At 59.7% G+C, this 22680-nt stretch carries 23 protein-coding genes and 1 other RNA gene; 13 read left to right on the forward strand and 11 right to left on the reverse strand.

Annotation, left to right across the window (positions count from 1 at the left end; genetic code table 11):
* The first annotated feature begins 14 nt into the window (after window positions 1-14).
* The 4 genes from K3175_RS08365 (at window position 15) to K3175_RS08380 (ending at window position 3333) form a co-directional block, all read left to right on the forward strand.
* Window positions 15-959, forward strand: a complete 945-nt coding sequence (locus K3175_RS08365) for an alpha-E domain-containing protein (RefSeq protein WP_221542894.1) — start codon at window positions 15-17, stop codon at window positions 957-959.
* Window positions 959-1774 (forward strand): transglutaminase family protein, encoded by an 816-nt coding sequence (locus K3175_RS08370; RefSeq protein WP_221542895.1) that lies wholly within the window; start codon window positions 959-961, stop codon window positions 1772-1774. Before K3175_RS08365 ends, K3175_RS08370 begins: the two co-directional genes overlap by 1 nt.
* 12 nt (window positions 1775-1786) lie before the next feature.
* Window positions 1787-2536, forward strand: coding sequence for a proteasome-type protease (locus tag K3175_RS08375; protein ID WP_221542896.1), 750 nt, complete (start codon window positions 1787-1789; stop codon window positions 2534-2536).
* Between the two features lie 164 nt (window positions 2537-2700).
* Complete coding sequence (locus K3175_RS08380) at window positions 2701-3333, forward strand: response regulator transcription factor (RefSeq protein WP_221542897.1); 633 nt, start codon at window positions 2701-2703, stop codon at window positions 3331-3333.
* A gap of 6 nt (window positions 3334-3339) precedes the next feature.
* Here K3175_RS08380 and K3175_RS08385 read toward each other — a convergent pair whose 3' ends face one another.
* Together K3175_RS08385 and putP are read right to left on the reverse strand one after the other, a co-directional pair.
* The gene (locus tag K3175_RS08385; protein ID WP_221542898.1) at window positions 3340-4008 is read right to left on the reverse strand and encodes an extensin-like domain-containing protein; all 669 of its coding nucleotides are present in this window, start codon (window positions 4006-4008) and stop codon (window positions 3340-3342) included.
* 54 nt (window positions 4009-4062) lie between these two features.
* Entirely contained in the window at window positions 4063-5544 is a 1482-nt protein-coding gene (putP, locus tag K3175_RS08390) for a sodium/proline symporter PutP (RefSeq protein ID WP_221542899.1), read from the reverse strand.
* 99 nt (window positions 5545-5643) lie between these two features.
* On the opposite strand from putP, the gene K3175_RS08395 reads away from it, so the two are divergent.
* Both K3175_RS08395 and K3175_RS08400 read left to right on the forward strand, forming a co-directional pair.
* Entirely contained in the window at window positions 5644-6399 is a 756-nt protein-coding gene (locus K3175_RS08395; RefSeq protein WP_221542900.1) for a hypothetical protein, read from the forward strand.
* A 156-nt stretch (window positions 6400-6555) separates the two neighbouring features.
* Window positions 6556-7407, forward strand: coding sequence for an outer membrane protein (locus K3175_RS08400; protein ID WP_221542901.1), 852 nt, complete (start codon window positions 6556-6558; stop codon window positions 7405-7407).
* Window positions 7408-7479: 72 nt separating this feature from the next.
* Here the strand turns inward: K3175_RS08400 and typA are convergent, their stop codons facing one another.
* A complete protein-coding gene (gene typA, locus K3175_RS08405; protein ID WP_221542902.1) occupies window positions 7480-9300 on the reverse strand; it encodes a translational GTPase TypA in 1821 nt (606 codons plus the stop codon).
* Window positions 9301-9568: 268 nt separating this feature from the next.
* Between typA and K3175_RS08410 the strand changes: the two genes are divergently transcribed.
* On the forward strand, window positions 9569-12277 hold the full coding sequence (locus K3175_RS08410; protein ID WP_221542903.1) for a TonB-dependent receptor: 2709 nt from the start codon (window positions 9569-9571) through the stop codon (window positions 12275-12277).
* Window positions 12278-12372: 95 nt separating this feature from the next.
* Here K3175_RS08410 and K3175_RS08415 read toward each other — a convergent pair whose 3' ends face one another.
* Together K3175_RS08415 and K3175_RS08420 are read right to left on the reverse strand one after the other, a co-directional pair.
* A complete protein-coding gene (locus K3175_RS08415; RefSeq protein WP_221542904.1) occupies window positions 12373-14880 on the reverse strand; it encodes an ABC transporter permease in 2508 nt (835 codons plus the stop codon).
* On the reverse strand, window positions 14877-15566 hold the full coding sequence (locus K3175_RS08420) for an ABC transporter ATP-binding protein (RefSeq protein ID WP_221542905.1): 690 nt from the start codon (window positions 15564-15566) through the stop codon (window positions 14877-14879). The genes K3175_RS08415 and K3175_RS08420 overlap by 4 nt, the downstream gene beginning before the upstream one ends.
* 47 nt (window positions 15567-15613) lie before the next feature.
* Between K3175_RS08420 and K3175_RS08425 the strand changes: the two genes are divergently transcribed.
* A complete protein-coding gene (locus tag K3175_RS08425; protein ID WP_221542906.1) occupies window positions 15614-16312 on the forward strand; it encodes an arylesterase in 699 nt (232 codons plus the stop codon).
* Here K3175_RS08425 and recF read toward each other — a convergent pair.
* Window positions 16309-17391, reverse strand: coding sequence for a DNA replication/repair protein RecF (gene recF, locus K3175_RS08430; RefSeq protein ID WP_221543190.1), 1083 nt, complete (start codon window positions 17389-17391; stop codon window positions 16309-16311). The genes K3175_RS08425 and recF overlap by 4 nt on opposite strands.
* A 227-nt stretch (window positions 17392-17618) precedes the next feature.
* Here recF and K3175_RS08435 point away from each other — a divergent pair, with 227 nt between their 5' ends.
* Genes K3175_RS08435 through K3175_RS08445 form a run of 3 tightly spaced genes read left to right on the forward strand, consistent with a single transcriptional unit; the run spans window position 17619 to window position 18112 of the window.
* Window positions 17619-17738 (forward strand): recombination protein F, encoded by a 120-nt coding sequence (locus K3175_RS08435; RefSeq protein WP_221542907.1) that lies wholly within the window; start codon window positions 17619-17621, stop codon window positions 17736-17738.
* Between the two features lie 30 nt (window positions 17739-17768).
* Window positions 17769-17894 carry a recombination protein F gene (locus tag K3175_RS08440; RefSeq protein WP_221542908.1) on the forward strand — a complete coding sequence of 42 codons (126 nt, stop codon included), beginning with the start codon at window positions 17769-17771 and terminating at the stop codon, window positions 17892-17894.
* On the forward strand, window positions 17891-18112 hold the full coding sequence (locus K3175_RS08445; RefSeq protein WP_221542909.1) for a PspC domain-containing protein: 222 nt from the start codon (window positions 17891-17893) through the stop codon (window positions 18110-18112). The genes K3175_RS08440 and K3175_RS08445 overlap by 4 nt, the downstream gene beginning before the upstream one ends.
* A 35-nt stretch (window positions 18113-18147) precedes the next feature.
* Here K3175_RS08445 and K3175_RS08450 read toward each other — a convergent pair whose 3' ends face one another.
* From K3175_RS08450 to K3175_RS08470, 5 genes are read right to left on the reverse strand one after another with little or no spacing between them, the layout of a single operon-like run.
* Window positions 18148-18930, reverse strand: coding sequence for an SDR family oxidoreductase (locus tag K3175_RS08450; protein WP_221542910.1), 783 nt, complete (start codon window positions 18928-18930; stop codon window positions 18148-18150).
* A gap of 2 nt (window positions 18931-18932) precedes the next feature.
* Complete coding sequence (locus tag K3175_RS08455; RefSeq protein ID WP_221543191.1) at window positions 18933-19457, reverse strand: NUDIX hydrolase; 525 nt, start codon at window positions 19455-19457, stop codon at window positions 18933-18935.
* A gap of 23 nt (window positions 19458-19480) precedes the next feature.
* On the reverse strand, window positions 19481-20155 hold the full coding sequence (locus K3175_RS08460; protein ID WP_221542911.1) for a TPM domain-containing protein: 675 nt from the start codon (window positions 20153-20155) through the stop codon (window positions 19481-19483).
* Window positions 20155-20988: a TPM domain-containing protein gene (locus K3175_RS08465; RefSeq protein WP_221542912.1), complete on the reverse strand. Its 834-nt coding sequence runs from the start codon at window positions 20986-20988 to the stop codon at window positions 20155-20157. Before K3175_RS08465 ends, K3175_RS08460 begins: the two co-directional genes overlap by 1 nt.
* Before the next feature lie 26 nt (window positions 20989-21014).
* Complete coding sequence (locus K3175_RS08470; protein WP_221542913.1) at window positions 21015-21629, reverse strand: LemA family protein; 615 nt, start codon at window positions 21627-21629, stop codon at window positions 21015-21017.
* Window positions 21630-21786: 157 nt separating this feature from the next.
* On the opposite strand from K3175_RS08470, the gene mscL reads away from it, so the two are divergent.
* Both mscL and ssrA read left to right on the forward strand, forming a co-directional pair.
* Window positions 21787-22272: a large conductance mechanosensitive channel protein MscL gene (mscL, locus tag K3175_RS08475; protein ID WP_221542914.1), complete on the forward strand. Its 486-nt coding sequence runs from the start codon at window positions 21787-21789 to the stop codon at window positions 22270-22272.
* 22 nt (window positions 22273-22294) lie between these two features.
* Window positions 22295-22638: a transfer-messenger RNA gene (ssrA, locus tag K3175_RS08480) on the forward strand.
* Window positions 22639-22680 lie beyond the last annotated feature (42 nt).

Here is a 22680-nt window from a genome sequence, read left to right on the forward strand (position 1 = left end):
GCGGGAGAAACGACATGTTAGGGCGCACAGCCAACGGCCTTTTCTGGATGTTCCGCTATCTGGAGCGCGCCGAAAACACCGCTCGCCTCTTGGATGCCGGGCTTCGGATGGCGCTTACACGCGATCTTGTGACCGCTGAGGAAGAATGGCGATCCGTAATCGCGACTTCAGGGCAGCGGCAGGCTTATGAAGCGAAGCACGCCAGCTATACCGGCATGCAGGCTTGGAACTTTCTCCTGCGTGAAACAGGAAATCCTGCAAGCATCCTGTCGATGTTCGGTCTCGTGCGCCAAAACGCGCGGCTATCGCGCAATGCGATCAGCGGCGAATTGTGGGAAGCGATCAACGAAAACTGGCTCATGATCGACGAACAGCTCGCAAAACCAGTGGGCGAGAATCGTGTTCTCGAAACCGTGGCTACCATCCGCAGGGCGGGCACGTTGGCCCGTGGCGCACTGCAAGGCTCGATGCTGCGCGAGGAAGGCTATCATTTCGCACTGACGGGCATGTTCGTGGAACGCGCCGATGCGATCGCCCGCATTCTCGACATCAAATACTATCTTTTGCTGCCATCGCTGTCCTACGTCGGCTCGAGCCTCGATACGGGTCAATGGGATACGGTCCTGCGATCGGTTTCGGGTGACCGTGCCTATCGCTGGCTCAATGCAGCCCAGGTCGACGCGCGCAGTATCTGCGAATTCCTGATCCTGGATGACCGTTTTCCGCGCAGTCTCGCCTTCTGCCATTCCGAACTGCGGGCCAATCTGGCGGCCCTCGCACGGATCCATGGCAGCGAGGGCCAAAGCAACGCGCTCATGCGCGATGCGGACATGCGCCTGACCAATCTGAGTATCGACGAGATTTTCGACCAGGGACTGCACGAATTTCTTCTGGATTTCACTTCCTCGAATGCAGCGATCGGCAATGCGATAGCTGCAGATTACAGGTTCCTTTCCTGATGCGCCTCTCGATCAAGCACACCACTCGCTACCACTTCGACAATCCGGTGGTTCACGCCCTGCAGCGACTGCGCCTAACCCCGAAGGAAACGCAGGGTCAGGAAATTCTCGACTGGTCGATGGAGTATGAGAACGCGCGCGAAGAGATTACCTATGAAGACCAGCACCATAACACGACTACGCTGGTCGGTGTGGAACCTGGGACGCGCGAGGTGACGATCACGTGCAGCGGCCGGGTGGACACGCATGATCATGCAGGTGTAATCGGCCGGCATTCGGGACATCTGCCCCTGTGGAGCTTCCTTTCGCAAACCCGCCTCACGCGGCCAGGCCCGGGCATGAAGAAGCTGATCGATGACTTGCGTAAGTTCGAAGGAACGCCTCTGGACAGGCTCCATGCGCTTTCGCAGGCGACACTCGAAAGGGTCGAATACCGTATCGGTACAACCGATTGGAATACGACTGCGGAAGAAAGCTACGCGGCACGGACCGGCGTTTGTCAGGACCATGCCCACATCTTCATCGGGGCGGCGCGCGCATTGGATGTGCCGGCGCGTTACATCTCCGGCTATCTCATGATGAACGATCGCATCGATCAGGAAGCAACTCACGCATGGGCAGAAGCCTTTGTCGAAGGGCTTGGGTGGGTTGGATTCGACATATCCAACGGGATAAGTCCCGATGAGCGGTATGTGCGGGTGGCAACCGGGCGCGACTACCGCGATGCCTCCCCGGTGACGGGCATAAGCTTCGGTAATACGACCCAAGTGCTCGAAGTGGATGTGCAGGTCGAGCAGCAACAAATTCAGCAGTAACGGAAGTACCTAATGACCTATTGTGTGGGAATGAAGCTCGACAAAGGGCTCGTCCTGATGAGCGACACGCGGACTAACTCAGGTGTCGATAACATCTCGGTCTTCCGTAAGATGTTTACCTGGCAGGTGCCTGGAGACCGCATCATTACTTTGATGACCGCGGGCAATCTGGCGACGACGCAGGCTGTGATCAGCCAACTGGAAGAGCGGACCAAGGAGCCCGAGGAGCGCGATAATATCCTGCTCAAATCGCCGACTATGTTTCAGGTCGTAACCGAAATCGGCAATCTGATGCGGGATATCATCGGGCAGCGTCAGGATGCGAACGGCTCTCGGGGAAGAGGCCGTTTCACTGCTTCCATTATCGTTGCAGGGCAGATCAAGGGAATGGAGCCGCGGCTCTTCATGGTTTATCCCGAAGGGAACTTCATTGAAGCCAGTTTGGATACGCCTTTCTTTCAGATCGGCGAAACCAAGTATGGACGGCCGATCATCATTCGCGGCTATGACCGCCAGATGAGCCTGGAAGACGGTGTGAAGTTACTTATGGTCAGCTTCGATTCAACGCTTAAGGCCAATCTTTCGGTTGGCCTGCCACTCGATCTGCAAGTCATAACGCGCGACAGTTATGAAGCGATTCACGAACATCGCATCTCCCAAGACGACAGCTATTTCCAGGTAATCTCTGCAGGCTGGGGAGATGCCCTGAAGAGCGCGTTCCACTCGCTTCCCGATTACAGTTTCTACCGCGGAGACGATTAGCATTGCTTCTAGCCTAATTGATCAATGCCACGTTCTTTTTCTTGTCGGGCGGGGATATCGACTAGTTTCTACCTGATAAAGGCCTTTTAATTCAGCATGTTTTAGGCTCTATCCGTAAAATTACGGACTGCGCAATGTCCCTGAGTGCGCATAGGGTGTTAAGCATGAAACAGCGAACAATACTCCACATCGTCGATGGGTCGACAAGTTCGCGCGCTGAGCAGGCCCGAATGGGTCACGAACTTGGTTATCATTGCGAAATCTACGCGGATGTTGGTGAATTGATGTCCTTTCTGCCGCGTAAAGGAGTGGTTCTTGCGAGGGACGACAATCCGGCCAACGGGGTGGCGCAGGTTTTGCGCGCGGTGACCCTGACAGAACATTGGATGCCAGTGATCGGCACATCGGCCGATCCTGATCCTTGCGAGGTCGTCGGTGCCATCAAGGCCGGGGCGATGCATTATCTCCGGCTTCCCCTGGAAAAGGAGCGGCTGCGCGATGCTGTCGATCAGATTTCGAGCGAAGCCCATGCCTATGCCGATGCTCGGCGCAAGATGATCGAGGCCAGGAACCGAATTGCCAGCCTTTCGCCCCGCGAACGCGAAGTGCTCGATTGGCTTTCCGAAGGGCGCAGCAACAAGATGATTGCCCTCGAACTGAACATCAGTCCTCGTACGGTAGAAATTCATCGCGCCAACATGATGAGTAAGCTTGGAGCGCAACATGCGGCAGAGGCCGTGCGGCTTCGGTTGGAGGCAGATCTGGAGAAGAATACTGTTATGGCGGGGGTGGCTTAGCCGCTTTTATCGGCAGAAGCTGCCATCGCCATGTTCGAGATGAAAGTGATCCTTGTGGGCGCTATTGTAGTCTGGCCCCAAAACCGTGCCGAACCTCTTGCAGGCGCTGCGATGCACTGTCCGGAGAAACTCTCGCTCATCGCGGCCGGCATCCCAGCCTGATTTCACGGTAATGCGACGCCCATCGGCGAGAACGAATGCGCCGATATCTATCGCTTCGGCACGAGAATGCGCGGAGCGGCGCGTAGTCCCCGCAACATTGCGGCAAGAATAACTGCCCATCGTCTCGATCTGTACGATAGGACTGCCCAGAATTTGACGCGCGGCGCGGTCTACCCCGTATCGCGCCCAGGCCGCGAAGCTGTTGGCCAGAGGGCAGGCCAGCGGTCCGAGATTGGTTACCGTCAATGGCCCTAGATCCCCACCAACGCCATCCAGTTTGACACTGTCGAGGGCGGCGCATCCCCCACCGTCCCTCCGATCGGGAAGAGGCGCAAACTGAGCGCCAGAGCTGCCAAGTTGCGCCAAACACAGCTGGGCTTGAGGCCGCTCCCAATTTGCAGAGCCGCGCCCTGCTGCTGGTGCAGGCGAGGCGGCTTCGCGGGGCTCTGGCGCAGTCCCGCATCCTGCCAGCGACAGTGAGGCGATCGACGCGATCAGAGTAATTCGACGCATTGCCACGCTTTATACCAATCCGCTGAACACCTGCCAAACGCGAAGCTGATGCGACTAGCCAGCGTCTACCGGTGTGGGAGACCGATACGTGGCCTTGCTCACCGCCCACGTAGCCAGCCAGGCTGCGATGAAGCCCGGTACAATCTCGTAAAGCCCTCCATCGAACCCGGGCAGCGCGCTGTTCCAGCCCAAGGCAATCCATGCTGCAACGACGCCGGCGCCGACGACAAGCCCGGCGACGGCACCAGCGCCAGTCATCCGGTTCCAGACCAGGGATAGAATGATGAGAGGACCAAAGGCCGCTCCGAACCCTGCCCATGCGTTGGAGACGAGGCCAAGGACTTCGCTTTCGGGATCACTGGCGATCCAGATTGCAGCCAGGGCTACGAGCGCGACACAAACGCGCCCCACATTGACGCTTTCCCGTTCGCTGGCGTTTTTGCGGAAAAAGAGTTTGTAGAAATCTTCCGTAAGCGACGATGAGGCCACTAGAAGCTGCGAACTGATGGTCGACATGATCGCAGCGAGAAGTGCGGCAAGCAGGAAGCCGGTCACGATCGGATGGAACAGAAGATTGGCAAGAACGATGAAGATCGTCTCGGGATTATCGACCACGATGCCGTTACGTTCGGTATAGGCGCGCCCGGCAATTCCGATGCCGATGGAGCCGAGCAGGGCGACACCCATCCAGCTCATCCCGATGTTGCGTGCTGTTTTGACCTTTTCGACCGTGTCGATGGCCATGAAGCGGACGATAATATGCGGCTGGCCGAAATATCCCAGCCCCCACGTTATCGCGCTGATGAAACCGAGCAGTGTCAGGCCCTGCGTCAGGCTGAGAAAACCTTCGACGGGAACGTCTGTGAGTGAGCCTCCACCTTCGCCGCCAGCCCCAAACATCACTACCAGCGGCATCAACACCAAGGCCACAACCATGATGCAGCCCTGCACGAAGTCAGTCAGGCTCACTGCAAGAAAACCTCCTACCATCGTGTAAGCAAGGACGACGAGGCAGGTGATCCAGATTCCTGCCATATAGTCGCTCATCCCGAGATCGGGGATGATACCGGCGAAACTGGTCTCAAAAAGAAGACCCCCACCAACTAGGCCGGCAGCTGTGTAGACGGCGAAGAAGACCACCACGATCAGTGCCGATACCACCCGCAGTGCAGTGGCTTTTTCCGGGAACCGGTTGGCCAGAAATTCGGGTATCGTCAGGGCATTTCCAAGCTCTTCGGTCTGCTTGCGCAGGCGAGGAGCTACAATGACCCAATTGGCCAGGGCGCCAACAAAAAGACCTATGCCGATCCAGGCCTCGACCAATCCTGCGGCAAAGAGCGCACCGGGAAGGCCAAGGAGAAGCCATCCACTCATGTCGGAAGCACCGGCCGACAAAGCGGCTACTGCCGGGTGAAGGTTTCTTCCGGCGAGAAGATAGCCTTCGCTCGTATCTGTAGAACGCTTCCAGGCCCAAAGGCCGATGGCGATCATCAGGACAAAATAGAGGGTGAGGGAAATGAGAGTTCCTGTCTGCATGGCCGCGGTCGTAACAAATGTAACGGGGCTTGGCCACACTCTGGAGAATCACTCATGATGCGGGTTGCCTGAGGTCTGCTTTCTTGCAAGGTCATGGCTATGGAGCAGCCAGTCATCACCTTTGCCATGGCTCTCGCATTCTGCGCGGTTCACTTCTTTGTTGGTCACCTTGAATGGTTGGCGCGCACGCCCCGCAGCAAATGGCTGTCTTTCGCTGGCGGGGTAGCTGTCGGCTACGTCTTTCTGCACATTCTGCCCGAGCTTGGATCTCATTCGGTTACGTTCGAGCGCGCAACCGGCTTACCTGCGATGATGGCCGAAAGCCTGGTCAATACCCTGGCGCTGGCCGGGCTGGTTCTTTTCTACGGTCTGGAGCGCGCGCTTTCCAGATCGCGCGAGGATAGGGGTGAGGAACAGGCAGATGGGCGGCCGCGTGAGCCGGTCTTCTGGTTGCATGTTGGCGCCAGCGCTTTACTCGTCGCGTTGATTTCCTACCTTCTGAATCATCGCGAGGACCAGACTGCTCTTGGTCTTGGTCTGTATTTCGGCGCCATGACGCTTCATTTCGTAACGGCCGACTTCGGCACCAGAACAGAGCATCCGGAAGCATATGACAGCAAAGCCCGTTGGGTGCTGGTTATGGCTACACTGGTTGGCTGGCTGTTGGGCCTTCTTTTCGTATTGCCACAAATTGTCATAGCCTGCCTTTTCGCTTTCGTGGCGGGAGGAGTGGTGTTGCTGGTTTTGAAGGAGGAACTACCCGCCGAGAGGCGCAGCTTCTTCCTGCCGTTTTTCGGAGGCGCAGCAATTTATGCCGGTCTTGTTTTAGCTGAAATCGCGTCGATTAACTCTTAGTCAGGCCCTGTGGTTAGTGGGGTTGTGCGGGATGTGCCTTGGTTGATCGTGACAAGTTGGCAACACTTGTAAAACTTAGAGTTTTTCTGACCCCATTAGGTGGAACTCAATACTCTTTCACTCGTCAGGGCTGCGAGCAATTGAAAGGAATACCTAATGAAGTCTAGCATGTACCTTGCATCCATCGTCGCGATCGCCGCGGCTTCGCCCGCGTTCGCACAGTCGGATAATGCAGGCATGGATAGCGACTATTTCTCCGGCCCCTATGTTTCGGCTTCGCTCAACGGCGATTTCGTGAACGATGCGGGCAGTGAACGCATTGTCTTCGATCCCAACGGCGGTGACGATTTTCAAACCAATCTTCCTACCGTGACCGGTGGCAACGCGTTTTCGCCTGGCTACTGTGCCGGTGAAGCGTTGGGTAACCAGAGAGGTCAGGGTTGTGGTGATGACGATTCCGCTTTGGGCGGTTCGATCCGTGCAGGATACGACGCACGTGTAGGCAATTTCGCTGTTGCCGGCCTTCTTCTCGAAGGCACGCTTGGCGGCGCAACCGATTACACCACCGGCTTCAGCACCACTCCTGCAAGCTACACTTTCAGCCGTGAAGTCGAAGGCTCTGTTGCTCTTCGCGGCCGTCTCGGAATCTCGCCGGGGGATGGCCGTGGCCTTCTCTACGCCACCGGCGGTGTCGTGTACGGCAAGATCGATCACGATTTCGCGACCACGAACACAGCCAACGCATTCGAGGTTATCGATGAAGACGATTGGCAGTTCGGCGGTCAGATCGGCATGGGCGGCGAGCTCATGATCACTGACAATCTGTCGTTCGGTGTTGAATATCTGCACACGCGCTACAACGATGATGACACGTATGTTCGCGTCACGCAGGGCACTGCTCCGGCAACGAACCCGTTCGTTCTTCAGGGCGGCGCGACCAACGCCCGTCTAAGCAATCAGGATCTGGCGATTGACTCCTTCCGCGCGACGGTTGGTTTCCACTTCTAAGTCTATTGCAGACACAATAAAGGGCCGCTCCCAAACGGGAGCGGCCCTTTTTTTGTGCTTGTGAAAAAGGACTTAGATCTGGCCAGAGCGCTTGGCGCGCTTGCGCTCGTGCGGATCAAGGATGGCTTTGCGCAGACGGATGTTTTCCGGCGTCACTTCGACCATCTCGTCGTCGTCGATATAGGCGATAGCCTGCTCCAGCGTCATGACGCGCGGCGGCGTCAGGCGGATGGCATCGTCCTTGCCGGTCGAACGGAAGTTCGTCAGCTGCTTGGACTTCATCGGGTTGACTTCCAGATCGTCGGGCTTGGCGTTCTCGCCGATTACCATGCCTTCGTAAATCTTAGCGCCGCCGCTGATGAACAGCTCGCCGCGATCTTCAAGCGCGTTGAGCGCGTAGGGAACAGCTTCACCGGGGACCATCGAAATCAGGACGCCGTTCTGGCGACCTTCGATAGGGCCGCGGTAAGTGTCGTACTTCTCGAACAGGCGGTTCATGATGCCCGTACCGCGCGTGTCGGACAGGAATTCGCCATGATAGCCGATAAGGCCGCGTGACGGGGCAGAGAAGGTGATGCGAGTCTTGCCTTGGCCCGACGGGCGCATTTCGGTCAGCTCCGCCTTGCGGCGCTGCATCTTCTCGACAACCGTGCCCGAATGCTCGTCGTCGACGTCGATGACGACAGTCTCGAACGGCTCCATGCGCTGGCCGTTTTCTTCGCGGAAGAGGACACGCGGGCGGCTGATGCCCAGTTCGAAGCCTTCGCGGCGCATCGTTTCGATCAGAACGCCGAGCTGCAGTTCGCCGCGACCGGCGACCTCGAAGCTGTCCTTGTCTTCGCTTTCGGTGATGCGGATCGCGACATTCGTTTCCGCTTCACGATAAAGACGGTCGCGGATGAGGCGGCTTGTCACCTTGCTGCCTTCACGTCCCGCAAGCGGGCTGTCATTCACAGCAAATCGCATCGCCAGGGTGGGCGGATCAATCGGCTGCGCTTCGATCGGCGTCTTGACGCTGGGATCGGCAATGGTGTTTGCCACGGTCGCCTTTTCAAGACCGGCGAGCGCGATGATATCGCCTGCTTCTGCACTGTCGACCGGTACCCGGTCGAGACCGTCGAACGAAAGCAACTTAGTGGCACGGCCGACTTCCAGGACATTGCCCTGTGCGTCGAGTGCGTGGATCGGGTCGTTCAGCTTGATAGTGCCCGACTGCACGCGGCCGGTGAGGACGCGGCCCATGAAGTTGTCACGATCGAGCAGAGTGGCGAGGAAGCTGAAGGGTGCTTCGGTATCGAGGCCCGGGGCCGGGACATGGTCCACGATCAGCTTGAACAGCGGATTGAGATCGCCGGAGCGGGCCGTCTCGTCGTCACTCGCATAGCCGTCGCGGCCGGAAGCCCATAGGCTGGGGAAGTCCAGCTGCTCGTCATTCGCATCGAGGCTGGCGAAGAGATCGAATACTTCGTCGAGGACTTCTTGTGGGCGGGCGTCGCCGCGGTCGATCTTATTGACCACCACGATCGGCTTGAGGCCGAGACCCAGAGCCTTGCCGGTCACGAACTTCGTCTGCGGCATCGGGCCTTCGGCACTGTCGACAAGCAGAATGACGCCGTCGACCATGCTGAGGATACGTTCCACTTCCGCGCCGAAGTCGGCGTGGCCCGGAGTGTCGACAATATTGATGCGGGTCCCGTTCCATTCGACACTGGTGCATTTGGCGAGAATCGTGATTCCACGTTCTTTTTCCAGATCGTTCGAATCCATGGCGCGTTCTTCCACGCGCTGATTCTCACGGAAAGTGCCCGACTGGCGGAAGAGCTGATCGACAAGCGTAGTCTTGCCGTGGTCGACGTGGGCGATGATCGCCACGTTACGAAGGTCGCGGGACATAATGAGTGCTTTCGTAAGGATGCCGTAACGGCGGGCACTTGCGAGCCGGCCAATTCGAGGGCGCCCCTAGCCGAAATGGTGCGTTGCGGCAAGCGTCGATCCCTCGATCTCGGCGTTGCAATCAAGTTACATCGCGCTTGGGAGTAGGCGAGAAATGCGCTAGACGTGACGGCATCGGAGAACAGAACAAATAAACTCTCCGGTGTCTGTGCGGCTTTTGGGGAAGGCGGGCAGGCTAAAACATCAGGTTTTGAGAGGAAGCCGCTAAATGAAATTGAAGGCCTATGGTCGCACGGCGACTATTCGTTCCGCCTTATTGGTTGGTTCTGCCGCTGTCATCGTTCCCACGTCTGCCATCGCGCAAGACGCCGAGCAGGAACAGGCAGCTCAATATGACAGCGCAGAAGAACAAGCAGCCAGTCCTGACCCCAACATAATCATCGTTACGGCGACGAAGCGCGAGCAGACTCTTCAGGAAGTTCCGGTTGCGGTCAGTGTGACGACTGCAGAAACGATCGAGCGCGCCCAGATCCGCGACATCGCAGATCTGGCGACGGTCGTTCCATCGTTGCAGGTCAGCCAGCTTCAGAGCGCCTTCGCTACGAGCTATTCAGTGCGCGGCTTCGGTACCGACGGCAACAATATCGGCCTCGAACCATCCGTCGCCATGTTCGTGGACGGGGTCTATCGCAGCCGTGCGGTCGCGCAGATCTCTGACCTTCCCGATATTCAGCGCGTCGAAGTGCTTCGCGGACCGCAATCCACGCTGTTCGGTAAGAACGCCAGTGCCGGTGTGATCTCGATCGTGACCAAGCGTCCCGAATTCGAGTTCAGCGGCTCGGTGGAGGCCAGCTACGGCAACTATGATGCCAAGGTCGTGAAAGGGTACGTCACCGGCCCGATCAGCGAATCCATAGCGTTCAGCGCCGGTGCCGGTTACAACAATCGGGACGGCTTCCTGACGAATGGGTTCAACGGAGAGGACGTCAACGATCGCAACCGCTGGTTCGCGCGTGGACAGTTGCTGTTCGACAATGGCGGCCCGCTTCAGGCGCGCATCATTGCAGATTACGACAAGATCGAAGAACGCTGCTGCGGCGTGGTGAATGTCGCGCCGTCGCTCGAGACGGGCATCATCACGTCCCCGCTAATCGGCGGGCAGGTGAATGATTTCAGGGACAATCCCGATGGGGACGTGATCTTCACCGATGTCGATCCGCTCAACGACATCAAGAATTATGGCATATCCGGCCAACTCGATTACGAATTCGGCAATGTCGTGCTCACGTCGATCACCTCCTATCGTGAGACCCACCTTTCGGCCAATCAGGATGTCGACTTTACCAGCGCATCGCTGGCAAGCGGTGCGAATATCGGCGATGCCGATATCGACACCTTCACGCAGGAACTGCGTTTGTCCTCGGACTTCGACGGACCGTTCAACTTCCTGCTTGGCGGATACTATTTCGATGAGACTGTCGATACGCGTGACCAGATCATCTACGGAGACGACTTCCGCACCTATGCCGATCTGCTCATTCGCGGCCTAACTCAGGGTACCCAGAGCGTTCCTTCTCTGGAGGCGACGCTGGGTGCGTTGAATGGGACCGACTACACTGGCCAGTTCTTTGCCGAGGGTCAGGGCTTCTTCAACGCCATCACACAGGATAACGAGGCATATTCGGTTTTCGGCAATGTCGATTTCGCCTTTACCGACGAACTGGTTCTGACGCTCGGCGCGAACTACACCAAGGACAAGAAGCAGATCGCCACGGACTCCCGTAGTGAAGATGTCTTCTCTGGTGTCGATCTCGTGGCATCTGGCAATCGTGCAATCTTCGCTCAGGGTCTCGCAACCCAGGTCGGCAACATCCTGATGCTGGGTCGTCCGGCGTCGCAGGCCGAAATAGGCGCGTTTGCCGCTGCCAATCCGGCGGTGTTCGGCCAAGTGGCGACAGGCGTGCAGACCTTCGCCGACGCCAATGATACCAATCCGGCGGTCAATCCGCTGCTTGCCCTTACCCCCTTGCAGTTTCTGCCGCCGTTTCAGAACTGCCCGAATGCAGTCGAAAGCTGCAGCACCAATGACGACGACTGGAGCTGGAACGTTCGACTGGCGTATGAGGTCACGCCGACACTCAACGTCTACGCCAGCTGGGCAACCGGCTACAAGGCGCCAAGCTTCAACCTCTCCCGCGACAGCCGCCCGGTCCCGGCCGATTTCGCGGCACTACAGCAGCAAGGTCTGGCGGTTACCAATCTGCGCCCGGGAACGCGCTTCGCCGAAGCCGAGAATTCGGAGGTCTATGAAGTTGGGATCAAGGGCAATTGGGGCCTGGCGGCTGCCAACCTGACCGTCTTCCAGCAAAGCATCGATGATTTTCAGGCGAACACCTTCACGGGTTCGTCCTTCGTGCTGAGCAATGCGGGCAAGCAGGAAACCTTCGGTATCGAGTTCGATGGCTATGTCAGGCCAACGGACGCGCTGACGTTCAACCTCGCGATGACCTATCTGGACGCCAAATACGACAGCTTCGTCGATTCGCCAGTGGGTGACCTGTCCGGGGTCGCCGTCGCCGGTGTGCCGGAACTGGCAGCCGTATTCGGCGCGACCTACGATCAGGAGGTCAACGATGCAGGTGACCGCATCATCCTGCGTGGCGATTTCTCTTATCAATCGCAGGTGCAGGTGCTGAACGGGCTGACGAACTATATCATAACCGATCCTGCGACCGGGGAGCGTGACTTCACGCAGGCGCGTGCCGTGGCGCAGCAATATACGCGCGAGGTGAACAGTCTGAATGCATCGCTTACCTACGCGATGGCCATGGGACTGGAAGTGTCTCTATGGGGCCGCAACCTGCTCGATGATCGTTACATAACGACGATCTTCCCCTCTGTGGCGCAGGGACAGTCGATCTCGGGCTATCCGAACCAGCCACGCACCTACGGTGTCGCTGCCAAGTTCAAGTTCTAAGCCAGGCTTGCACTTGAACGATCTGGGAAGGGGGCCGCAAGGCCCCCTTTTTGCGTGTAGTTGGCAAACAAAGCGCCTTGCGGGGCAGCGGTGTCTCAAAGCGCCCGAAGCACCTGCGCTGGCTTGCTACGCAAAAGTGGAAGCGAGCCACCCACAGCGAAGGCGACAACAACAGCAAGCCCTAGGCCGAGCACGGCGAAAACCTGCCCCCAATCGGGCAGCCAGTCGAATTCGAACAGCTGAGTGACCACCAGCCAGGCGGTCAAGGTGCCGAGACCCAGCGCAACCAGTGCAAGCGCCCCCGCGAGCAGCGCATATTCAGCCAATTGCATAGCCAGTACCTGCCGGCGATCGGCCCCCAGAACGCGCAAGACCACGGTGTCGTAAGTGCGCGAGGCCCGGGCTGCCGCTATCGCACCCAACAGCACGGCGAGACCGGCAAGCACTGCGACACTCGCCGCTGCCAGGGTGGCGATGCCGACCTGTTCGAGGATGGTACGAGCCTGCTGAAGCACGCCGCCGACCTCGATCACCGAAGTGGAAGGAAATTCGCGTACCAGCGCCTGCAGCAGCGGGCCGGTCGGAGTGCCGTCCGAAAGCTCGATCGTCGCGGCGAGATTGTGCGGGGTGTCGCGCAAGGCATTCGGGCTGAGCACGAAGACGTAATTGAACCCCAGGCTTTCCCAGTTGATGGTGCGCAGACTGGCAATGCGAGTCTCAATCTCCGCTCCCAGCACTCCGAAGGTCAGCTTGTCACCGATCTTCAGCCCCGCAGCTTCGGCGAAATCCTTGTCGACCGAGACGAGTGGCTCGCCTGCATACATCGGGCCCCACCAGCTTCCGTCCGTCAATTCGTTGCCTTCCGGAACCTCGTCGGCGTAAGTGAGGCCGCGCTCTCCGCGCAGGGCCCATGCGCCGTCGGGGATTTCCTCGAGGCTGGAAGTACGGGTCATCGACCCTTCCGGGCCGAAGGCGAGAACCGCTCCGCGCAGGGCCGGCACTGCGCGCACACTGGCCCCGCTGTCGGCCTGTGTAACCAGCGCGCGGAAATCAGCCTCCCGGTCGCGGGGGACATCCAGCACAAAGTAGTTGGGCGCGCGCTCGGGGACGCGGCTCTGAATATTGCCGTCGATCGAACTTTGGATCGCTGCGAGCAGGACGAACGCTGCGAGGCCGAAGCCAAGCGCAGTGACAAGCGAGCCAGTGCTGGATCCGGGGCGGTGGATGTTTGCCAGTGCGGCGCGCGCAATAGGGCTTTGCGGGCGGGGCAGGGCAGCAGCGCCCTTGCGGATCAGCCATCCCAGCAAGGCGAGCAGGCCGAGCACGATTGCAGCGCCAAAGAGAAACCCGCCAGCCAGCAAGGGGCGACTGGAGGTGAGCAGTGCCAGCCCGACGATTGCCGCTAGTCCTCCGGTCACAACGAGCATCGCAGACCGATCGCGCGCCAATGGCGCCACGCGAGCTCGCATCAGGGCCATTGCAGGAAAGTGCCGCGCGCGCATCAGAGGGGGGGCAGCAAATACAAGTGCGACGAGAAATCCATAGGCGGCTGCAAGAGCCAGAGCGCCTGGATCGATCACAAATCCGGCATTGACCGGAAGCAGACCTTCCAGCGCTTGAGCGAGAACTGGCACCACTGCGACACCGACGACCAGACCTGCGATGCTGCCAACAGCAGAGGCAGCGAAGATCTGCAAGGCATAGATCCGCGCGATATCGCGGCTATCAGCGCCCAATACCTTCAGTGTCGCGATCGATTGCCGCCGCGCATCGAGATAGGACGTCACCCCTCCGCCGATGCCGATCCCGGCGATGACCAGAGCGGCCAGGCCCACCAGGGTGAGAAATTCACTCATGCGCTCGACGAAGCGGTCCGTACCAGGTGCGCCATTCTCAGCCGTGTCGATATCGAAGCCGGCATCCGGAAAGCGATCTTCCAAGTCTTGTTCGATCGCTTCCAGATCGCGCGTTTGGGCAAGCGCCACGCGGGTCTTGCTCTGATACATGGAACCAGGTTCGAGCAGGCCGGCGCGGCGGGGAAGATCCTCGGCGACGATTATCGTTGGGCCAAGCTGGAAACCTTCGCCAAGTCGGTCGGGTTCATCCTCGATGATGCCGGCGACAGTCAGTGTTTGCGTGCCGACTGCGAAACTATCGCCGCGGCGAACGCCGAGCCTGTCAGCCGCGCCCGGGGCGAGGAAAGCCTGATTCCCGATCGGTGCGGGGGATTTGCCCTGACCTTCGAGGACCAGGCTCCCATAAAGCGGATAAGCCTCGTCGACGGCCTTCAACTCGATCGGCGCGGCAAGATCATCCTTGCGCGCCATGGCCTGCAACCGTGTGCCCGCAGAGACTGTGCCGAGGTCTTCCAGCGCCGCACGTTCGTCGGCATTGAGCGAACGTTGCCACAGCTCGACCTGGATATCCCCGCCGAGGAAAGTCTGGCCATTGGCTTCCAGTTCACGCTCGATGGCGGCGGTGAGCGAACCGATCGCTGCGAGCGCCGCGGTGCCAAGGAAGATGCAGACCAGCAAGAGCCGAAGCCCCTTGAAACGGGCATTGAGATCGCGCCTCGCGATCCGCCAGGCATTGGCCCAGCTCATGCGGCGGTGTCGCTTGCAATCTTGCCGTCACCCAAGGTCAGGATGCGGCCGCAGTGCTTGGCAAGTTCTGGATCGTGAGTGATCACGAGCAGCGTTGCGCCAGTTTCCGCACGCCGCTCGAACAGGAGATTGACGATCTCGTGACCGGTCGCCGCATCGAGATTGCCGGTCGGTTCGTCGGCAAAGATGAGATCGGGACGCGGAGCTATGGCGCGGGCTATAGCGACCCGTTGCTGTTCGCCGCCGGAAAGCTGCTGCGGATAGTGATCCAGACGGTGGCCAAGGCCAACTGCCTCCAATTCGGCGCGCGCGCGAAGCTGAGCATCTTGCTCCCCGGCGAGCTCCATCGGGGTGGCCACATTTTCGAGCGCAGTCATGGTCGGCAGGAGGTGGAAAGCCTGAAGTACGATGCCGATCCGGCCCCGGCGGGCGCGGGCGAGTTCGTCCTCTCCCATGGCGGCGAAATCCTCGCCTGCCACCAGAAGCGTCCCAGAGGTCGCCCGCTCCAGCCCCGACAGCACAGCCATGAGTGAGCTCTTGCCCGAACCCGACGGTCCGAGCAGGGCAACAGTCTCACCCGCGCCCACGGTCAGGTTCAATCCTTTGAGGATTTCTACCGGCGCTTGCGATGAGCCGAGGGTGAGGCGCAGGTCGCGGGCGCAAATCGCATCTTGAGAAGTATTCACTCGGCTGCGATGGCAGAAGGCCAATCCCGGCACAAGGAACTCCGCCGATGCGTCTCGCAAGTTTGTCGATCCTCCTGTCCGCCCTGACGCTGGGGGCTTGTTCGAGCGAGGTCGAGGAGAGGCCGACAGACGAGCAGCCAACCGCGGAAATCGCGCCCAATGACATCAGCGTAGAAGGGGAGGAGCGACGGATCCTTGCCTTCGGAGACAGCCTGTTTGCAGGGTACAATCTGGCCGATCATCAGGGCTATCCCGAGAAGCTCGAGCGGTCCCTGCGCGAAAACGGAGTGAATGCCCGCGTGATCGATTCCGGTGTGTCGGGCGACACAAGTGCGGCGGGAAGGCAGCGACTGGCCTTTGTGCTAGACCAGCTTGAGGACAAGCCCGATCTCGTGCTCCTCGAACTGGGCGGCAATGACATGCTGCGGGGGATAGATCCGGCAGATACGCGCGCCAATTTCGAGGCGATGCTCGATGAATTGCAGCAGCGAGACATTCCGGTTCTCCTGATGGGGATGCGCGCCCCACCCAATTACGGACCCGATTACCAGCAGCGTTTCGACGCGCTCTATGGCGAACTTGCGGCCGAGTATGATGCAGCGGTCGTCCCGTTCTGGCTGGAAAGCATTTACGAGGATCCATCGCTGTTTCAGTCGGACCGGATCCATCCCACGGCGCAAGGCATCGACACATTGGTGGCCGACACTCTGGACGAGGTTGAAGCCGCGCTTCCGGCGAAGAATTAGAGGCGAGTAACTTGGCCCGAACTGATGCGCCAGATTGCGGCGCGATCCGCGATGGTTTCGAAGGGCGCGGTCTCCGTCCCTGTCATCCAGACCTGCGCCCCGCTTGCCTCCAGCTGATCGAATAGGGCGGCGCGCCTCACGGGGTCGAGGTGGGCCGCGACTTCATCGAGTAACAGAAGGCCTGCGCGTCCTTGCGCAGCCAAAGCTGCGTGGGCCAGGGTAATGGCCACAAGCATGGCCTTTTGCTCGCCGGTCGAACTTTGGGCGGCGGTGACGCGTTTGGCTGCGTGCACCACTTCGAGCTCGTCGCGGTGCGGCCCGATTAAGGTGCGCTGCGCGGCACGGTCGCGCTGACGGCCATCGAAGAGCGCTTGCGAGAGCGCCTCGGCTGTATCTGCTCCCCCGGGGGCATAGGTCAGGGCGGGGCGGGCGAAAGGCTCGTTCGGCATATGGGCGATCCGGCCCATCAGCGTGTCGACGAGATTTGCCCGTCCGGCAATCAGCCTTCCTCCATGCTCGACCATCTGCGCCTCGATCGCGTCGAGCCATGCGCTTTCGGGCGGCCGGTCGTCCGATAGGAGCCGGTTGCGTTCACGCAACGCCCCTTCGTAGCGCGAGGCATGGACAGCATGCGCAGGATCGAGTGCCAATGCCATCCGGTCGATGAACCTCCGCCGGTCGGCAGCGGGCCCGGTAAAAAGCCCATCCATCGCGGGGGTGAGCCAGGTAAGCGCGAGCCATTCGCCCAGCGCGGTCGCCGTCGTCTCGGCACCATTGATCCTCACCTTGCGCCGCCCCGGCTGCTGCGCTTCGGAATAGGTAGCGAGCCGCACCGGTTCATCGCCTACGCCTGTCAGCAGGCTCGCTCCGATGCCGAACCCGTCGCTGGCGCCATGCTGCACAATTTCGGCAAGCGCCGCCCGGCGCAATCCTCTGCCCGGCGACAGCAACGAGATAGCCTCCAGCACATTCGTTTTTCCGGCTCCGTTATCCCCGACAAGAAGATTGAACTGCGCCGTGCCCGCGATTTCGGTGGCAGCATGATTGCGAAATCGGGTGAGGGAAATGCGATCCAGCATGGGCAGATGCGCCGTAACGCGGCTGCTCATTCCAAGCCAGCCGAAACGCAAATCCAAAAGTTGGGGTTTTTCACCAATCTTTCGGTTTGATGAACGGTGCTATTCCCAATGGTTCAGCAAAAAATGGCTCAATTCCGACATTCTTCGAGTTTGGCATGGCCGTTGCAATCAATCTGGTGTCCGCCGGATGGTCCGGGGACAAGCCAAGGTTAAAGGGAAAACAAACCATGTTCGACATCGACTTCGCCAACAACAAGGCACTCGCAGTAGTCTTCGCTTTCGGCGCTTCGGCTCTGATGATGGCTTATGCGATCATCCCCGCCAGCCCGGCCGGCCTTCTCGCCTGATCTATTCAAACACCACCCAGTCCGGAGTTCATGACCATGTTCGATATTGAAAAATCTGGCGGCAAGCTCGTCGCAGCCGCATTCTCGCTCGTTCTTTCTGCCGCAGTGTTCGCATATGCGATCATCCCGGCCTCGCCCAATGGAGTTCTCGTATGAGCCAGCTGAAATTCCGTGATGAAGACAATGCAGTCAAGCCGAGCCGGAAGTTCCGTCTCGACCGTCAGAACGGCAAGCTGATGGGCGTCTGCGCCGGGATCGGCCGGTATTTCGGGGTCGATACCACACTGGTCCGGGTGGGCTTTGTGCTTGGCACTCTGTTCGGCTTCGGAAGCTTCATCCTGATCTATCTCGGCATCGCGCTGATTGCCGACTAATCGGAGACGCGGGGGCAAGACCGCGTCCCATCACCCTACATGGCCGAAATGCCGCCATCGAGCTTGAGCTCTGCGCCGGTCATGAATTTGCTCTCATCGCTGGCCAGATAGACCACCGCATTGGCGATATCATCAGGCTCTCCCACCTTGCGGAGTGGGATCTGCCGGGCAAGCTTGTCGAGCAGCACTTTCTTGTCGAGGCTATGCGCCTTGGCCGTTCCATCGAGGATCGGAGTATCGACGAAGGTCGGGTGAACCGAGTTGCACCGGATATCCATATTGTTCTTGGCACAATGAAGAGCGATCGACTTCGATAGCATCCACACTGCCGCCTTGCTCGAATTGTAGGCCGGCATGGTATCGCTGGCGATAAGCCCGGCAATGCTGGAAATGTTGACGATCGATCCCGGCGCATGTTCGCGCATCAGCGGCAGGGCTTTCTGGCAGCCATGAAAGATGGAATCCACATTGACCGAAAAGCAGCGCTTCCAGTCATCGAATGCGCAGCTCTCGATGTTGCCGGCGACACCGATGCCTGCATTGTTGATGAGAACGTTAAGCCCGCCCAGATGCTCGCGCGCGGCATCGACAGCTGCTTCCCAAGCCTGCGGATCGGTCACATCATGCTGAATTGAAAAGGCGGTCCCATCGCCGAGATCAGCATTGATGATATCGGCGCTTTCCTTCGCGCCATCACCATTGAGATCGCTGCACAGCACCCGGGCGCCCTCTTCGGCCAGCCTGCGGGCATGCGCGCGCCCCAGGCCCTGTGCCGCGCCCGATACCAGTGCCAGCTTCCCTTCGCAGCGACCCGCCATACTCACTCTCCTTCGAATATTGTCTGTCCCAGCAAAAGGAGCATACGCACATCGATGCCGCAACCTTCACGGCGCTTGGAGGCAAGAAAAGCGGGCAGGGCGTTCATCGCTATCCGGTGAACGACGATATTCTCGCCTTCCACTCCGCCGCCTTCGTGAACCTTCACAAGGCCGCGCGCGCGCACCAGGGTGAAGCTTTCGCTGACCATGCCAGGCGAGGAAAAGAATTCGCCCAGATTTTCCAGGTTGCTGGCGCGGTAACCGGTCTCTTCTTCCAGTTCCCGCCCCGCCGCGGCGAGCGCATCTTCGTCTTCCCCGCCATCGTCGTCGCCGACCAGCCCGGCGGGAAGTTCGATGCATCTGCGGCCTAATGGAACGCGATATTGCTCGACCAGTAGTACGTGGCCCTCATCGTCCACCGCCAGAATGACGGCAGCGCGGATGCCGCGGCTGCGGGATACGTATTCCCAGCGGCCTCGGGTCTTCGCGGTTACGAACTTGCCTTCCCAAACGATCTGTTCGGGCATGTCGTGATCGGGAACGCCCTCGCTCAAAGTTCAATCAGCCGATCGGGCAATTCGTTCTCATCGTCGTCCGCCCGCGGGAAATTCTCTGCCAGCACCTTGCCGACATCGCGCACGCCCGCCGCGAGGCCTTCGGCGATCCGGCCGCGGCTGACTTCGGCAAGCATGTCGGCCATGGCTTCACCCCAGATTTCCGCGTGGACCATCTCCGCAATCGGTTCGTCGGCGACGATTTCGGCGCGGTGTTCGCGCATGGAGAGGTAGAGCAGGATGCCGGTGCGACCATGCGTCCGGCGTTCGGCACCGACCTTGAAATGGCGGATCGCCGCATCCCGGACGCGGTCCGCGGCAACCGGTCCGGGGACCAGCTTGAACTTCAGCGCCTGCCATAGTTGGAGGGCCAGAACGGCAAGGAATGTAACCAGCCCGATGGCGAGCAGGACGGTAAGAACAAGGCCCTGTGTCCACTCGCTGGACCACCCCCCGGCGAGACTGTCCAGCAAAGCTAGGAGCGGCTCCGGCGCCATGGCGAACAGGCTCATGGCGGTGAAGCTCGCGCCGACCGCCCACCACAATGCGACGTCGGTGTAGCCATCCGAACGGGCGGCGAGGACGGTCACGATCTCCCCGCTTGTCGTCGCCTCGGCCTTGGCCACGGCATCGCTGACGATCAAATGTTGTTTTTCAGTCAGATAGACCATCACCAGCCCCCCGAGGCGCCACCGCCTCCGAAACTTCCTCCGCCGCCGCCAAAGCCGCCACCGAATCCACCGCCGCCACCGAAGCCGCCGCCTCCCCAGCCGCCTCCGCCGCGGTCGTCCAGGCTGCGCGCCACTGCCTTGCCGGCCTCCCACAGCATGATATCGCGCGCCGTGTTGCCCCACGGACCACCGCGATATCGGCGCCGCCTGCCGCGTCCGCGTAGCATGGGCAGGATGAAGAAGAAGAACAGGAAGCCGAGCCAGACGAGCGTGCCGATCGGGAACCCTCCGCTGCGGCTTTCGCGCTGGGATTGTGCCTGCTGGGCGACCTCGGCCGCTTCTTCTGGCGGAAGCTGCAGCTGGTTGATGATCTGGTCCGCGCCCCACGAGATACCGGCAGAATAATCGCCGTCGCGGAAATAGGGTTTCATGCCTTCGACATATTCATAGGCAAGCCCGTCCGGGATGATCCCTTCGAGGCCATATCCCACTTCCACTCTCATCTGGCGTTCGTTCGGCGCGATGAGGAGAATGATGCCATCGTTGCGCTCGGCATCGCCAAGCTGCCAGAACCGGCCAAGCTGGTATCCGTAATCGGCGATATCGTAGCCCTGGAGATCGGGCACGGTGGCCACGACGAACTGCCGCTGGTTCGCTTCCTCGAAGGCGTTGAGCTTTTGCGTAAGCTCGGCCTCGGTCGCGTCGTCGATGATATTGGCTTCATCGACGACCGATGCGGTGCCGCGTTCGGGGAAGGATGGCTGCGCAGCGGCGGGCAGCGCGAACCCTGCCGCCGCTACCATGATCAGCAGCAGCCGGAATAGACGATCCATAATGGCGCTTCTCCCTTGCGCGCGGATCAGTCGGCGCTGCTGCGCATGTCGAGCTGCGGAGCAGCTTCGGCGCCTTCGGTCACGGCTTCATAGGGCACCAGCGGTTCGGCGCCATGAATGATGTTCGCGCCGATCGTATCCGGGAAAGTGCGGATGGTGGTGTTATACTGACGTACAGCTTCGTTGTAATCCTTCACCGAGACCGCGATCCGGTTTTCGGTGCCTTCGAGCTGGGTCATGAAGCGGCCGAAATTTTCCTGGCTGCGCAGTTCGGGATAGCGTTCGACCGACACCAGCAGACGGCTCAGCGCGCCGCCCAGATTCTGCTGGGCCTGCTGAAATTGCTGCATTTTTTCCGGATTGTTGAGGTCGTTGCCCTCAAGCTGGATTTCCGGGCGAGTGGCCGATGCGCGGGCCTCGATGACTTCGTTCAGCGTCTGGCGTTCTTCCTCGGCCGAAGACAGCACGACCTGTTCGAGATTGGGAATGAGATTGGCGCGGCGCTGGAAATCGGCCTCGACATTGGCCCATTTCGCCTTGGCATTTTCCTCGGCGGCAGGGACGGAATTGATTCCGCAGGCCGACACGGCGAGCGCGGCGGCGCCAAGCAGGGCGGAGCGAAAAGCGGTCAGGCGGTTCATGTCGGTATTCCCCTAAAGCAACATGGTGCAAATGTGTCTTAGGTAGATAGCACGGTGGCCGGGGCTTTCAAGTTAAGCGAAGGGTTGAGAACGCGATTTTCCCGTGCCAGAAACTCCGCCACATTCTGCAGGTAGTTTTAGGGAAGATGCCGCGTTCATGCTGAAAGACTTCAAAGCCTTCATCGCCAAGGGCAACGTGATCGATCTTGCGGTCGCCGTCATCATCGGCGGTGCCTTCAGCACGATCGTCAAATCGCTGACGGACGAGATCATCATGCCGGTGGTCGGCGCGATCTTCGGAGGCGCGGATTTCAGCCGTTATTTCATCCTGCTCGACACGCCCGAGGGGTATGACGGACCGATGGACGACTATGCAGCGCTGCAGGAAGCAGGGGCCGCGATGATCGGTTATGGCAGTTTCGTGACCGCGGTGATCAATTTCCTGATCCTGGCGTTCATCATCTTCCTGCTGGTCCGCTATGCCAAGAAAGTCATCGCGGAATTCGAGGAAAAGCCGGAGGAAGTCATCACGCCCCCGGGTCCCACCGAGATCGATCTGCTCAAGGAAATCCGCGACGAATTGCGCAATTCCCGGTCCGGCAGCACGGCGGGTGGCGTGGGGAAGGATCCGGCTGGCGGCTGATCCTTCGGGAAGCTGCGGGAAGTCACTTTAAATTCATCGGCTTTGCCCTATATGGGTTCTGCCGGTTTCGGTCGGCTATGGCGATAAATGGCGCTGTGCAATAGGTACAACGGACCCGGGGGCAGTACCCGGCGGCTCCACCACAAAGCGCGGAATTCCGCGATTTATGACGGGGCCGAACTAGGATCGACGTGTGCTGAAAGACAGTGTTTTCGCCCGGGCTGAGTAACCCGTAAAACTGTTCACAACACACAAGTGCCAACGATAACGAAGCACTCGCTCTCGCAGCGTAATCTGACGGGCTAACGCCCTGATCTTACAAAGCTAAAGCGCGGTTGGACCCACCGGGCAACAGAAGCGGATTCCGGGGCTCCGGGGGTAGCTAGCAACAGAAACCCCCACCTTCCT

This window comes from Qipengyuania aestuarii (genome assembly GCF_019711535.1).
Classification (GTDB): Bacteria; Pseudomonadota; Alphaproteobacteria; order Sphingomonadales; family Sphingomonadaceae; genus Qipengyuania; species Qipengyuania aestuarii.